This window comes from Pseudodesulfovibrio hydrargyri, from assembly GCF_001874525.1.
Lineage (GTDB): Bacteria > Desulfobacterota > Desulfovibrionia > Desulfovibrionales > Desulfovibrionaceae > Pseudodesulfovibrio > Pseudodesulfovibrio hydrargyri.
This window is the reverse complement of sequence record NZ_LKAQ01000005.1, coordinates 193064-206034: the sequence shown is the minus strand read 5'-3', so window position 1 is coordinate 206034 and position 12971 is coordinate 193064. Positions and strand designations below refer to the sequence as shown.

The window sequence follows — 12971 nt, the reverse complement described above, 5'->3', positions numbered from 1 at the left end:
AATCTCACTGGTCTCCTACGACAGAAATGACTGAAAAAAACCTTATTGGCCCGTCCCGCCCCATGCGGGACCTAGAGAGGAAATATCGATCCCGAATAGAGCACCGACTCCCCCCCGTCTCGACGGAGAACAAGTCCACCATCCAAGGAAAGGCCCGCCAAAAGAGCCTCGTAGGAGCTATCGTCTCCTTCCTTGACCAAGATAGTTCGTCCGAACCAGGCGAGTTTGCTCTCGAACATGGAGATGAATCGAGGGGGTGGAATCTCGTCGAGCATTACTGCATACACGCTTTCCCCATGGTTTACAAGCTGATCGATGAGGGCTGCGGGGCCGGAAGAAAAGAACGGAAGCCGGATTTTTGCGGCGGGCACCGAACGATCTTCGCGCATTTGCGAATCATCCGGACAGTCGGCGAGATTCAGCCCCACGCCGACGATGGACGTACCGTTTCGCTCTTCGATCAGCATCCCGCCAACCTTGCGGCCATCCTGAAGAATGTCGTTCGGCCACTTGATCCTCAGCTCCGCGCCCAGGCCGCTCAGGACCTCGGAGAACACGTGTCCCACGACCAGGGGCAGGAGGTCGGACAGGGCCTTGGCCCATGTCCCTGTCGCGGGCGCGGGCGGGAGCACGATGGAAGCGTGCAGGTTCCCGGCCAAGGACGCCCACGGCCGCCTGAGCTGGCCCCTGCCCCGCGTCTGCCGGGCGCAGACCACCGCGCCCCACGGGCCGAGCCTGCCGTCGGCGACCAGCCGGGCGGCCAGCTCCATGGTGCTGGTGCAGGACCGGGCAACGACCACGGTGCCGTTCGCGAGCCCGCCGCCCATGAGCCAGCCTGCCGGGACCGCGTCCCTATCCGCCGGGGTCCAGGGGCCGTATTCGCGCAGGTCCCCCTGCCACAGCGGATGCACCGGCGGCTCGTCGGCGGTCACCGGATCCATGAGAAAAATTCCTTGTGGAAGCATGGGTTACCTTGTGCTACACGTGGGCAATGAAAGTCTATCTGGCTGGCGGCGCGGTCCGCGATCTCCTGCTCGGCAGGCCCCTGCACGACAGGGATTACCTGGTCATGGGTGCCACCCGCGAGGAGTTCCGCCGGGCCTTTCCGGCCGCCCGCGAGGTGGGCCGGACCTTTCCGGTCTTCCTGGTGGACGGCCTGGAGTTCTCCTTTCCCAGGGCCGACTCCCTTGATGAAGAATTAAAAGCCCGCGACCTGACTGTCAATGCGCAACTGCTCGACGAGGACGGCGAACTCGTCTGCCATCCGCAGGGGCTGAACGACCTCGCGGCCCGCATCCTGCGCCCGGCCTCGGACCATTCCCTGACCGACGACCCCCTGCGCGTCCTTCGCGCGGCCCGTTTCGCGGCCCAGTTGCCGGACTTCACCGCCCATGCGGAACTGATCACGGCCATGCGCGCGGTCGGCGCTTCGGGAGGGCTTGCGTCCCTCTCCGCCGACCGGGTGGTGCCGGAACTGCGCAAGGTCCTGGAGAGCCCGAAACCCGGCAACTTCCTGCGGCTGCTGGCCGAGTCGGGCTGCCTCCTGCCGTGGTTTCCGGAGTTCGAGACCGGCCGGTCCGTCCCGGCGGGCCCCGCGCCCTACCACCACAGCGACATGCTGACCCACACCTGCCGGGTCATGGACGATCTGGCCGGGGACCCGGTGGCGGTCTGGATGGGACTGGCCCACGACCTCGGCAAGACCCTGACACCCCGCGAACGGTGGCCCCGCCACTACGGCCACGACCTGGCGGGCGTGCCCCTGGCCGAGACCGCCGCCCTGCGGCTGCGCATGCCCAACGAATACAAGACCGCGGGCATGAAGGCCGCGCGCTGGCACATGACCGCGGCCCGCTACGGCCACCTGCGCCCCGGCACCCGGGTGGACCTGCTCATGGACCTGCACCTGTCCGGTACCCTCGTCCCCCTGTTCAAACTCGTCCTGGCCGACCACGGCGAGGATCATCTTGAACGCGCCCGGACGGAGCTGGCGGCCATCCTGCCGGTCCGGCTCGCCCCGAAGGACATGAACCACGGGGCCGAGTCCGGAGAAAAGCTGCGCATGCTCCGGGCCGAGGTCCTGCGCGGCGGCTGACCGCCGGGCAGCGGCTTTGACAAACATTCCCCGACCGTCTAGCATGCATCATCCTGCATAAGACAGGCGAAGACAACCGGCAATCACCCGCGATACATGGAGAATCAGCATGAGACTCGTGACCCGATCCGACTTCGACGGCCTGGCCTGCGCCACCCTGCTCAAGCACCTGGGAATCATCGATGATTACCTCTTCGCCCACCCCAAGGACCTGCAGGACGGCCGGGTGGAGGTCGGCGGCGGCGACGTCCTGGCCAACGTGCCCTACGTCAAGGGCTGCGGCCTGTGGTTCGATCACCACACCAGTGAAAAGGACCGGCTGGGGGAGATCGAATTCGAGGGCGCGAGCCGACCTCTGGCCAGCTGCGCGCGGGTGGTCTACGAGTATTACGGCCCGGACAAATTTCCGGCCGCGTGCGACGCGTTCGTCAAGGCCGTGGACAAGGTGGATTCGGCGAGCCTGACCGTGGAGGAGATCACCCATCCCACCGACTGGATCCTGCTCGGCTTCATCATGGATCCCCGGACCGGACTCGGCCGTTACCGGGACTACCGCATCAGCAACTACCAGCTCATGCTCGACATGATCGAGTACTGCCGGACCATGACGGCGCGGGAAATCCTTGAAATCAACGACGTGAAGGAACGCGTGGACAAGTATTTCGGGGATAGCGAGGACTTCGCCCAAATGCTGCGGGACAACGCCGAGGTCCACGGCGACGCCGTGATCCTGGACCTGCGCCATCAGGAGCCCATCTACTGCGGCAACCGGTTCATGATCTACACCCTGTTCCCGGAGTGCTCCATCAGCGTGCGCGTCATCTGGGGATTCAAGAGACAGAACGTGGTCCTGTCCGTGGGCCATTCCATCATCAACAGGACGAGCAAAGTGGACGTGGGTTCGCTGATGCTCACCCTGGGCGGCGGCGGACACCGGGCAGTGGGCACCTGCCAGGTCGCGGAGGCCGAGGTTCCCGAGACCCTGGAAAAAATCCTCGCCCGGATCAACGCGGCCTAGCCGGTCGGCTCAACGCCCTCTGAACGCGTCCACGGCCTTGAGCGCCTCTTCCCGGCGCTCGTCGTAAACGCGTTTGCAGAACCGTCTCAGGGCGGGCCTGACCGCATCCAGCGGCGGCGGTTCGGTCACCTCGGGGAAACGGTAGCCGTCGAAATCGATGGGCATGAAGCACATGTCCCTGTCGAGCCCCTCGCCCCTGCCGTAGCAGACGTCGCCGAGCAGGTCCTCGCGTTCCATCTGTTCGGGGTTCATGTTCTTCACTTCCCGCAGCACGGACGACACGGACCGGTCGTTGTTGGCCTTGTGGACCTTTTCGTTAATGATGTCGGCGATCTCCTCGAGCCGATGGTAGTGCATGGTCATCCGTTTGCGGCCGGGCCGCTTGGGATCGTCGTAATAGTGCCCGTGGAGGTAATCCCGGATGGCGTCGAAAAGCCCCCGGTAGGCCGCTTCCACGCAGACCGCGTACCGTCCCTTGGCGGTCAGGGTGAACGGCAGGGATTCTCGGACCAGAATGGGGGCGTCCTCGGACGGAGGGAGCCGGTGGGGATCAAGGCCGAGCTCGGCGCAGAAGGCGTCCGTCGTGGCCTCGTCCAGGAGCAACAGACGCAGGGTCGCGGCCGCCCGGAACATGGTCTCGATGACAGGCAGGAATTCCTCGACCATGAGCGCGAAGGCTTCCAGCGCGTTGTCCAGCTCCTTCCTGTCGCCGAAAAAACTCTCGGCCATGTCCGAGATCACATCGGCCTGCAACTGGTCGGCAAAATCACTGATGTCTGACACGATTCCTCCGCTTTCAGGACCTTACCCGTCCTAAGAATCCATTTTCCCTCCAAACAACGCCATGGTCAATATATTTACATTGATTCAAACGCTCAAACCCACTAAGGTTCCACCGTCCCATAAGCCAAGACCAGGAGCCATCCATGTTACTCGATGAGCACAACAGCAAACTCCTCTTCGCAGCGTCCGCAATTCCCGTCCCCCAAGGCGCGGCAGTCTTCCCCGGCGAGGAAGACGATTTCGCCCCGGGCTACCCCCTGCCCTGGTTCCTCAAGGCCCAGATCCTGTCCGGCGGGCGCGGCAAGGCCGGGGGCATTCTGCGCATCGACGACCCCGCCGACTTTCCGGCCAAGGCCCGCAAGCTGTTCTCCCGCGAAATCAAGGGCGAATCCGTACCGTTCATCCGCGTGGAGCCGGGCGAGGACATAGCCCACGAGTTCTACCTCTCCCTGTCCGTGTCCCGTCGGCAGCGCTGCATACTGCTGACCTGCGGCCGCCAGGGAGGGGTGGAGGTCGAGAAACAGGGCGCGGAAAACCTTCTGATCCAGAAGATACGCCTGCCCGAAGGCCCGGCCCCGCACCAGATCAGGGCGGCCTTCTTCCATCTCGGCCTGGACAGGGAACGGTTCCGGGATTTCGCCGGGTTCCTGGACGCCCTGTTCCGCTGCCTGCTCGACAACGGCTTGCTTCTGGCCGAGATCAACCCCCTGGTCCTGACCCCGGACAACCGGCTGGTGGCCCTGGACGGCAAGGTGGAAATGGACGACAACTTCGCGGACCTGCACCCCGAGACAGAGGTGTACCGCAGGCGAGAACACGCCGCGCCCGAGGAGAACATGGCCCGCGACGCCGGGTTGTCCTTTGTCCGCCTGCCTGGCTGGGTTGGGCTGATGGTCAACGGCGCGGGGCTGGCCATGGCCACCATGGACCTGCTCAACTTCTCCGGCCTGCCCGCCAGCAACTTTCTGGACCTGGGTGGCGCAGCCGACCAGAAACGCATGGAGACCGCCCTGGAGCTGCTCTTCGGCGATACCCGGGTCAAGGCAATTTTCATCAATCTCTTCGGTGGAATACTCTCCTGTGAAAAGGTCGCCCTGGCCATGCAGGGTGCCCTTGGGGGCACATCGCCGAAAAAACCCATCGTGGTCCGCATGTCCGGCAAGGACGCCGAGGCCGGACTCAAGATCCTCAGGGAAATGGACGGGAACAACCTGCACATGGCCGCTGACATGCAGGCGGCCATAGCCATCCTGGACACCATCCGGCCCGCCGACGCCGCGCCGGTGGATCACCCCGCTCCCCTGGACATCCCCCTCGGGCCGCGACCGGCTCCCACGGATTGGCGAAGCGATGCGCATTTCCTCATCGGCGCGGACACTCCCATCCTGGTCCAGGGCATCACCGGCCGCGAAGGCCAGCTGCACACCCGGCTCATGCAGGAGTACGGGGCCAGGGTGGTGGCGGGCGTGACCCCGTTCAAGGGCGGCCAGGAGACCCTCGGCGTCCCGGTCTACAACTCCATCGCCGAGGCCAAACGCCACCATGACATCGGGGCGTCCATCATCTTCGTGCCGCCGCGCATGGCCGCCGACGCCGTGGCCGAGGCCGTGGACAACGGAATCCCGTGGACCGTGTGCATCACCGAAGGCATCACCCAGCACGAAATGCTGGCCGCCTTCGAGCGGGCCGAGGGCTCACCCACCCGCATCGTCGGCCCGAACACGCCGGGGATCATCGTCCCGGGCAAGACCAAGATCGGGATCATGCCCACCATGCCGTTCATGCCCGGACCGGTGGCCGTGTTCTCCCGCAGCGGCACCCTGACCTACGAGGTGGCCGACCGTTTGACCCGGGCCGGAATCGGCCAATCCATATGCGTGGGCATCGGCGGCGACCCGTTCATCGGAGTCGATTTTGTTGATCTGTTTGAAATGATTCGAAATCACGACCAAACCAGGGCCGTGATCATCCTTGGTGAAATCGGTGGACAGGCAGAGGAGAATCTGGCTGAATACGTCGTCCGCACGGGATTCGACAAACCGGTCATCTCGTTCATCGCCGGACAGACCGCCCCAGCGGGCAAACGACTGGGCCACGCCGGAGCCATATTGGAGGCCGGCGGCGGCATACAAGACAAGCTTGAAACCATGGGCAGAGCCGGATTCGCGGTCTGCCCCAGCCTGGAAGCCGTTGCCGAGGCGACGAAAAAGGCTTTGAAATAGAAGAGGTTTACGTTGAAGGTACTGTTACTCGACCTGGGCAAGATCATGCGCGGCGGACAACGCCAGGTATATTATCTGGCGCGGGCCCTGCACCGCGCCGAACGGTTCGAACCCCTGGTCGCGATACCCGGGGACTCGCCCCTCAAGCCCCTGCTCACGGCCGACGGCATCCCCTTCACCGAGCTCCCCGGCCACACGGACTACAATCCCATGAACATCCTCCGGGTGCTTGGGATCGTCAAATCCTTCAAGCCGGACGTGGTTCACACCAACGACGCCAAGGGCGCGTCCCTGGGGGCCATGGCCAAAAAGCTGCGCAACACTTTCCGGCTGGTCCACAGCCGCCGGGTGTCCTACCGCCTCAAGCCGGGCTGGAGCAAGAACAAGTACCTCCTGGGCGACGTCATGGTCGCCGTCAGCCGCGAGATCCAGGAGGTTCTGGTGGACTGCGGCGTGCCCGAGGAAAAGACCACGGTCATCCACAGCGGCATCGACCCGGCCATGTACACCACCGAGTCACGCCAGCATCCGGTGCTGACCCTCGGTGCCGTGGGCGCGCTCAGCTCGCAAAAGGGGTTCGAAGTCCTCATCGAGGCCCTGGCCCATCTGCGCAAGTCCCCGAACATGCCGGACTGGCAGTGCATGATCGCGGGCGAAGGCCCCTTGCAGCAGGATCTCAAGAGGCAGGCCGAAAAACTCAACCTGGCCGATTCCATCCTTTTCCTGGGGTACCGCGACAGCCGCGAGGTCCTGCCCGAGATCAACATCCTGACCGTCCCGTCCGTGGACGGCGAAGGGTCCAACGCGGTCATCAAAGAGGGCTGGGCCACCCGGACCCCGGTGATCACCTCGGACCTGCCCTCCAACCTCGAACTGGTCACCCACGAACGCGACGGCCTGGTCTTCAGGAACCGCGACGCGGCCGACCTGGCCGCGTGCATCGTCCGCCTGGTCAACGACCGGGAACTCAGCGACCGGCTGGTCTCGGGCGGCGCGGAATCCGTCACCGGCTACACGGACGTGAAAATGGCCGACCGGTACATGGCCCTGTACAAGGGCTTGCGCGGCTAACCTTCTGGCGCGGCAAGCGCACCCCGATCAAGAAATTACCGGAACTCCCCGTCCAGAGCCAGGTGGGAGAAGTAGCCCAGGACAAAGGCGGCGTAAAACGGCGCGAAGCGCTGGGCCAGCCCCGGGGTCTGCATGAAGAAGGGGATGACCACGATGGGCAGCGGGACCAGGAGCATTGCCCACCAAGTGTGCGTCCAGCCCCGGTGCGAACCCACGGCCGGGAGCATGGAAAAGAGCCCGAACCAGGCAGCCCAGACGTACATCCCCTTGATGATCAGCCCCAGGTCCACGAGCACGAAGACCGCATAATACAGGTTCTGTCCCTTGGAATTGGTGTCCACGTCCGGGAACAACGCTCCGAGCAGACAAAAGCCGAGCAGTCCGGCGGCCATGAGCGGATCGAAGGCCATCCAGCCCAGCAGGATCACTCCCACCAAGCCCATGACGCCGAAAAAGAGCCCTCCGGCCAGATGTCCTCTGTAATCAGGCATAATAAAAGACGGAATGAAAAGTTCTAGGCGCAGACGCTGTGCAGGACGAATTCCCTGGCCTCGGCAAACAGGCCGGGGATGTCGTAAGGGGTCAGGAACCGGGTGCGGACCGCGCCGACGATGACGCCGTAGACCATGAAGGCGGTCTGAGGGACCGGCAGGTCCCGCATGGAGCCGTCCTCGATCCCGCGCCGCAGGATGTCCTCGATGATGTGGATGAGGTCCAGGAACTTGGCCGCGATCTTCTCGCGGTCCAGGTCAGGATTGTCGTCGCTGAACGGCGAACAGCGGATGATCGTGGGAAAGGTCTTCTCGTGCTCGATGGTGAAGTCCAGATAGGCCCTGACAAAGGTGCCCAGGGCCTCGCAACCGGAACTCGTCTCGTCGGTAACCTTGCGCAGTTCGGTGACCATGTCGTTGATCAACTCGGCACCGGCCACCATGAACAGGTTCTCCTTGGACTCGTAGTAGTGGAAGACCAGGCCCGAGGCCACGCCGGCCTGCTCGGCGACCATCTTCATGGTCGTGCCCGCGTAGCCGCAGCGGGCGAACAGTTCCTGGGCCGCCAGCAGAATCCTATCCTTTTTCGTCATTCTGCACTCCCTGTCAGGTCGCTATTCTTTGATAAATCAATGCCATTGATTAGTACGTCAACCCGGTTTGTTCAAGGGCTAATTCAACCCGCGGCGGCAAAACAAAAGGGGCGGTGGCCGAAGCCGCCGCCCCCGTGACGTGCATTGTTCTGGACTACATGGCGTTGGAAGCCTGCAACTCCTCGATCTGCTTGTCGATTTCCTTCTGCAGGCGATCGGGCAGCCCCATGATGTCGGTGTTCAGGAAACCGCGTACGATGGTCGAGGTGGCTTCGTTCTCGTCCATGCCACGGGCCATGAGATACTCGATCTCCTCCTGGGCGATCTTGCCCACCGAGGCCTCGTGGGAGAGCTCCACGCCCTCGACCGTGCCGTCCAGCTCGGGGATGGCCCAGATGCGTCCGCCGCCGAGGATCAGCCCCTGACATTCCAGGTGGCCCTTGCTCGGCACGTTGTTGGCGGCGATGTGGCCCCGGTTGATGATGGTCCCGCCCGCGGCGATGGTCCGGGCGATGATCTCGCACCGGGTGTCCGGAGCGTTCATGACCACGCGGTTGCCCATGTCCAGAAGGGAACCTTCGGTGGCCACCACCACGGAGTTGAAGCGGGCCACGGAATCCTTGCCGTTCAAGGTGATGGCGGGATACATCTGCAGGTCCTTGACCGGCTTGAGCAGGACGTAATTGTTCAGGAACTTGCCGCCCTCCTCGACCACGCCCGCCGAACGCGGCCGCACGGCCACGGCCTCGGACCAGTTGTGGACCATGGTGAAGGTCAGCGACGCGTTCTTCTTGACGAAAAACTCGGAGATGCCCAGGTGCGCGCCGGATTTGGTGCCGTGGGCCACGGAACAGCCGGTGATGATGTGCGCCTCGGCGCCCTCCTCGATGATCACGATGTTGTGGACGTTCTGGCCCACGTTCTCGGACTTGAGCATCAGACAGGACTGGATGGGCTCCTTGATCTTGGCCCCGGCCTTGACGCGGATGAAGTAGCCGCCGTGCAGGTTGTCGTGCGCGGACCGGGTGAACTCGTCCTTGTCCTTGTCCACCAGGGTCCAGAAGTACTCCTTGAGGCCGTCGTACTTCTTCAGGGCGTCCTTGATGTCCATGATCTCCACGCCGTCGTTCCTGGACTGACAGTGCACCGCGGACTGGTCCATCTGCAGGTAGGAGGCGGAACGGGTGGACAGGTCCGAAACCACGCCCGCCATGAGGAGCTGATCCTTGTCCGCGTCGGACAGGGCGTTGAGATCGCTGATGGCCTCCTGTTTGAGGCCGTCAAACTTGAAATTCTTCAGATCGACTTTGCTCATATCTATAATCTCCCGTGCCGGGCTAGTTCATGCAACGGACACATTCTTGGTAGCCGTGCTCCCGGATGTGGTCCAGAATGTCTCTGGGGCGGCCTTCGCAGCACAGATGCCCCTGGTACAGGACCTGGCCCCGGTCGGCGTTCACGTAGTCGAGGATGTACCCGGTATGGGTGATGATCAGACCGGCGGTCTTGACCCGCTCCTTGCGCTCCTTGAGGCTCAGGTCCGGGGCCACGCTGAACTTGCCGTCCAGCACGTCCCTGGCCACCTTACCCACCAACTGCATGTTCTCCATGTCCACGCCGGACTCGGGCTCGTCAAAGAGCACCAGATCGGGCTGCTGAGCCATGAGCTGGAGCAGTTCGGAGCGTTTGATCTCGCCGCCGGAAAAGCCCGCGTTGATGTCACGGTCGAGGAAGTCGCCCATGTTCACGGTCTCGGCCAGCAGGTCGGTGTTGACGTGGCCCTTGCGCGAACACATCTGCACCAGATGGCGGGTACGCAGGCCGTGGATGGTCGGCGGCCGCTGGAAGGACATACCCATGCCCAGGCGGGCGCGCTCATACATGGGGGCGTTGGTGATGTCCTCGCCCTTGAATATGATCTTGCCCTTGGTCACCTCGTAGCCGGAGAAGCCCATCAGGGTCATGAGCAGGGATGTCTTGCCCGACCCGTTGGGGCCGAACAGGATGAAGGTCTCCCCGTCGTTTATCTGTAAATCGATCCCTTGCAGGACCTCTTTGTCGCCGATATTGACATGCAAGTCTTCAATGGTCAGCATGTAATTCCTCGCTTTGAATGATGTGCAACAGGCTCATTACTCAAGCACGTCGCGGAAGTCCAGCGCTCGCTGCGCTGGGCGGCACCAGCCACCACCCCCTCGAGGGTTTCGGATATACTCGGCTCGACCAAAGGAAGGTTACATGATGGGCAAGAAACGCATGAACGACCTTGGCGATCTCAAGCAGATCAAATTCAAGAAGGAAAAAGAGGACATCTATTCGCTTCCGTACCAGAAAAATGAGCCTCCAAAAGAAAAAGTCAACCCCGAGAGCGACCCCAAGGCCGAGGAAATCTTCATGGCGGCCATGCACGGCGTACAGCGCATGGACGGCAAGAGCGGCCGCAAGGTCGCCCCTGCCGTCGCTTCCGCACCGGCCCAGCCCCTCGAGGACGAGACCGGCAACGACCTGGATCGTTTCATGCGCGGGGACATCGAGTTCGAACTCGAATACACCGACGAGTTCATGTACGGCTACGTGCGCGGCCTGGACATCAAGATATTCCAGCGGCTCAAGGCCGGTTCCCTGAGCGTGGCCGCCCACCTGGACCTGCACGGCATGACCTCGGACCAGGCGCGGGACTCCCTGCTTTTCTTCATCCGCGAGTCTTATCTCCAGGGCCACCGCTGCGTGCTGGTGGTCACCGGCCGGGGCCGAAACTCCCCCGGCGGCCAGCCCATCCTGCGCACCGAGGCCGAGAGCTGGCTGACCAAGGAGCCGCTGCGGCGCGTGGTCCTGGCCTTCTGCACGGCCCAGCCCAAGCACGGCGGGGCCGGAGCCCTCTATGTGCTGCTGCGCAAGCAGAAGAAGACCGAAGGCAAGGTCCGCTGGGACAAGATGATGAACTGGGAGGAATAACCCCCGCAAAGGAGGAGTCATGCAAGCGTCTTTCATCTCCGCGCAGGAATTGGTCCGGGCCGTCCTCGGCGTGGTCGGGGAATGCTTTGACGGCGCACAGGACCGGGGCGCTTTCCTGGTCCCGGGACAAGGCGGCCTGCTCGCCCTGCTCGACGGGTTGTCCGCAAGCCAGGCATCGACCCCGGTCGCGGGCGAATCCATAGCCACCCACGCCCTGCACCTGGCCTTCAGCCTGGACGCCTTCACCGACTGGATAGAGGGAACGCGGGACAAGGAGTACGATTGGGAATCCAGCTGGACCGTGTCCACCGTGAACGAACGGGAATGGCTCGCCGTTCGCCGGAGGATGGCCGATCAGGCCGGGAGATTGCGGGAGGTCATCGAACGCCGCGCGCCCGTGGACCCGGAGGCGGCCTGGAGCGCGGCCGGGGTGCTGGCGCACACGGCCTATCATCTGGGCGCCGTCCAGGTGAAGGCGGACGTCCTCTCCAACGGCCATTAGGCAAAAAGAAACCCCCGCCCTTTCCGGACGGGGGTTGTTGTTTCGGCTCTAGGCCTGCGCCGGTGCGGCGGCCTCTTCCGGGGCCGGGACGCGATCGCCTCCTCCCAGGCTGGCCATATCCTTGGCGATGGCCAGTTCCTCGGCGGAGAAAATCTTGTTGATGTCGATGATGATGATGAACTGCTCGTTCTGACGGCCCATGCCCTTGATGTACTCGGCGTTGATGGCCGCGCCCATCTTGGGCGCGGGCTCGATGGTGTCCGGGGTCATCTCGAAGACCTCGCGCACGGAATCGACCAGCGCGCCCATGATCGTGAACTCGCCCTCGTACTCGATCTCCACGATGATGATGCAGGTGTCCACCGTGTCCTCACCCTTGGACATGCCCAGCTTGAGGCGCATGTCCACCACGGGCACGGCGTGGCCGCGCAGGTTGATGACGCCGCGCATGAACTTGGGCGTCCTCGGGATCTTGGTGATGGAAGTCAGCTCCAGGACCTCACGGACCGTTCCGATATCCAGGGCGAATATTTCCTTGCCCAACGTGAAGGTCAAAAACTGATTGATGTCTTTCAGAGCTTCATCAGCCATGCCAACCCCCTGATTGCTTTTACATTATGTGAAAATTCACCCGAAGTGGCCGCACCGTTCGGCGCCTTTGCCCTTCAGGGGTTATCCTGCGTTCCTGCCTTGTTATTATACACGACCGCGGAAAAATGCCATTATAAATATCCGCGTCCAGGCAATGAAAAGTCTGCGCGGGCCGGGGACAATCCTCAAAAAAAACGACGAGTTGACTTTTTTCCCCAAAAAACCGTTGACAACAAACCCGTGCACGGCTAGTTACTCACTTCGCGTCGGGATGTAGCGCAGTCTGGGAGCGCACTTGAATGGGGTTCAAGGGGTCGAAGGTTCAAATCCTTTCATCCCGACCAAACGAAGAAATACCCCGGCGGGCCGATGAAAAATCGGCCTGCCATTTCTTCGAAAACAGCCGGAACGCTGCTGTAGCTCAATCGGTAGAGCGCATCCTTGGTAAGGATGAGGTAGGCGGTTCAATCCCGCCCAGCAGCTCCATATATCAAAACCGCCGTTCGCAAGATCGGCGGTTTTCTTTTTGGACGACCGCCACTTTCCCCGTATGATCGCTCGGGCTCCTTCCTTGCTGAAACGGCGAAGGAGTTTTCTTCGTCGTGCAGGGGCTGATGCCCCCTTCACCCGCACCGCGTCCAGGCCGATTT

13 protein-coding genes and 2 tRNA genes are annotated in these 12971 nt (G+C 62.9%); 8 read left to right on the top strand and 7 right to left on the bottom strand.

Features of this window, described 5'->3' with window-relative positions; all coding sequences use genetic code 11:
• Window positions 1-71 precede the first annotated feature (71 nt).
• A complete protein-coding gene (locus BerOc1_RS18280; protein WP_071547351.1) occupies window positions 72-965 on the bottom strand; it encodes a biotin--[acetyl-CoA-carboxylase] ligase in 894 nt (297 codons plus the stop codon).
• 26 nt (window positions 966-991) lie between these two features.
• On the opposite strand from BerOc1_RS18280, the gene BerOc1_RS18275 reads away from it, so the two are divergent.
• Both BerOc1_RS18275 and BerOc1_RS18270 read left to right on the top strand, forming a co-directional pair.
• Window positions 992-2095 (top strand): tRNA nucleotidyltransferase/poly(A) polymerase-related protein, encoded by a 1104-nt coding sequence (locus BerOc1_RS18275; RefSeq protein WP_071547350.1) that lies wholly within the window; start codon window positions 992-994, stop codon window positions 2093-2095.
• Between the two features lie 109 nt (window positions 2096-2204).
• Window positions 2205-3113, top strand: a complete 909-nt coding sequence (locus BerOc1_RS18270; RefSeq protein WP_071547349.1) for an exopolyphosphatase — start codon at window positions 2205-2207, stop codon at window positions 3111-3113.
• Between the two features lie 9 nt (window positions 3114-3122).
• Here the strand turns inward: BerOc1_RS18270 and BerOc1_RS18265 are convergent, their stop codons facing one another.
• Window positions 3123-3896, bottom strand: coding sequence for a hypothetical protein (locus BerOc1_RS18265; protein ID WP_129586586.1), 774 nt, complete (start codon window positions 3894-3896; stop codon window positions 3123-3125).
• A 143-nt stretch (window positions 3897-4039) separates the two neighbouring features.
• Here BerOc1_RS18265 and sucD point away from each other — a divergent pair, with 143 nt between their 5' ends.
• Window positions 4040-6118, top strand: coding sequence for a succinate--CoA ligase subunit alpha (gene sucD / locus BerOc1_RS18260; protein WP_071547347.1), 2079 nt, complete (start codon window positions 4040-4042; stop codon window positions 6116-6118).
• 12 nt (window positions 6119-6130) lie between these two features.
• Complete coding sequence (locus BerOc1_RS18255; protein WP_071547346.1) at window positions 6131-7189, top strand: glycosyltransferase family 4 protein; 1059 nt, start codon at window positions 6131-6133, stop codon at window positions 7187-7189.
• 35 nt (window positions 7190-7224) lie between these two features.
• Here BerOc1_RS18255 and BerOc1_RS18250 read toward each other — a convergent pair whose 3' ends face one another.
• The 4 genes from BerOc1_RS18250 to BerOc1_RS18235 form a co-directional block, all read right to left on the bottom strand.
• The gene (locus BerOc1_RS18250) at window positions 7225-7680 is read right to left on the bottom strand and encodes a metal-dependent hydrolase (protein ID WP_071547345.1); all 456 of its coding nucleotides are present in this window, start codon (window positions 7678-7680) and stop codon (window positions 7225-7227) included.
• Between the two features lie 23 nt (window positions 7681-7703).
• A complete protein-coding gene (locus BerOc1_RS18245) occupies window positions 7704-8273 on the bottom strand; it encodes a TetR/AcrR family transcriptional regulator (RefSeq protein WP_071547344.1) in 570 nt (189 codons plus the stop codon).
• A gap of 154 nt (window positions 8274-8427) precedes the next feature.
• Window positions 8428-9588, bottom strand: coding sequence for a SufB/SufD family protein (locus BerOc1_RS18240; RefSeq protein ID WP_071547343.1), 1161 nt, complete (start codon window positions 9586-9588; stop codon window positions 8428-8430).
• Window positions 9589-9610: 22 nt separating this feature from the next.
• The gene (locus tag BerOc1_RS18235) at window positions 9611-10369 is read right to left on the bottom strand and encodes an ABC transporter ATP-binding protein (protein ID WP_071547342.1); all 759 of its coding nucleotides are present in this window, start codon (window positions 10367-10369) and stop codon (window positions 9611-9613) included.
• 142 nt (window positions 10370-10511) lie between these two features.
• On the opposite strand from BerOc1_RS18235, the gene BerOc1_RS18230 reads away from it, so the two are divergent.
• Entirely contained in the window at window positions 10512-11228 is a 717-nt protein-coding gene (locus tag BerOc1_RS18230; protein WP_084641768.1) for a Smr/MutS family protein, read from the top strand.
• A gap of 19 nt (window positions 11229-11247) precedes the next feature.
• Window positions 11248-11730 (top strand): DinB family protein, encoded by a 483-nt coding sequence (locus tag BerOc1_RS18225; protein WP_071547341.1) that lies wholly within the window; start codon window positions 11248-11250, stop codon window positions 11728-11730.
• 48 nt (window positions 11731-11778) lie between these two features.
• Here BerOc1_RS18225 and BerOc1_RS18220 read toward each other — a convergent pair whose 3' ends face one another.
• Window positions 11779-12321, bottom strand: a complete 543-nt coding sequence (locus BerOc1_RS18220) for a chemotaxis protein CheW (protein WP_071547340.1) — start codon at window positions 12319-12321, stop codon at window positions 11779-11781.
• A 267-nt stretch (window positions 12322-12588) separates the two neighbouring features.
• Here BerOc1_RS18220 and BerOc1_RS18215 point away from each other — a divergent pair.
• Window positions 12589-12665, top strand: a tRNA-Pro gene (locus BerOc1_RS18215).
• Between the two features lie 66 nt (window positions 12666-12731).
• Window positions 12732-12807: transfer RNA gene (locus tag BerOc1_RS18210), tRNA-Thr, on the top strand.
• The last annotated feature ends 164 nt before the right edge of the window (window positions 12808-12971 follow it).

Coding starts and splice junctions, on each gene's coding strand:
- BerOc1_RS18280 (WP_071547351.1), bottom strand. CDS start 965: ATGCTTCCACAAGGAATTTTTCTCATGGATCCGGTGACCGCCGACGAG.
- BerOc1_RS18275 (WP_071547350.1), top strand. CDS start 992: ATGAAAGTCTATCTGGCTGGCGGCGCGGTCCGCGATCTCCTGCTCGGC.
- BerOc1_RS18270 (WP_071547349.1), top strand. CDS start 2,205: ATGAGACTCGTGACCCGATCCGACTTCGACGGCCTGGCCTGCGCCACC.
- sucD (WP_071547347.1), top strand. CDS start 4,040: ATGTTACTCGATGAGCACAACAGCAAACTCCTCTTCGCAGCGTCCGCA.
- BerOc1_RS18250 (WP_071547345.1), bottom strand. CDS start 7,680: ATGCCTGATTACAGAGGACATCTGGCCGGAGGGCTCTTTTTCGGCGTC.
- BerOc1_RS18245 (WP_071547344.1), bottom strand. CDS start 8,273: ATGACGAAAAAGGATAGGATTCTGCTGGCGGCCCAGGAACTGTTCGCC.
- BerOc1_RS18240 (WP_071547343.1), bottom strand. CDS start 9,588: ATGAGCAAAGTCGATCTGAAGAATTTCAAGTTTGACGGCCTCAAACAG.
- BerOc1_RS18235 (WP_071547342.1), bottom strand. CDS start 10,369: ATGCTGACCATTGAAGACTTGCATGTCAATATCGGCGACAAAGAGGTC.
- BerOc1_RS18230 (WP_084641768.1), top strand. CDS start 10,512: ATGATGGGCAAGAAACGCATGAACGACCTTGGCGATCTCAAGCAGATC.
- BerOc1_RS18225 (WP_071547341.1), top strand. CDS start 11,248: ATGCAAGCGTCTTTCATCTCCGCGCAGGAATTGGTCCGGGCCGTCCTC.
- BerOc1_RS18220 (WP_071547340.1), bottom strand. CDS start 12,321: ATGGCTGATGAAGCTCTGAAAGACATCAATCAGTTTTTGACCTTCACG.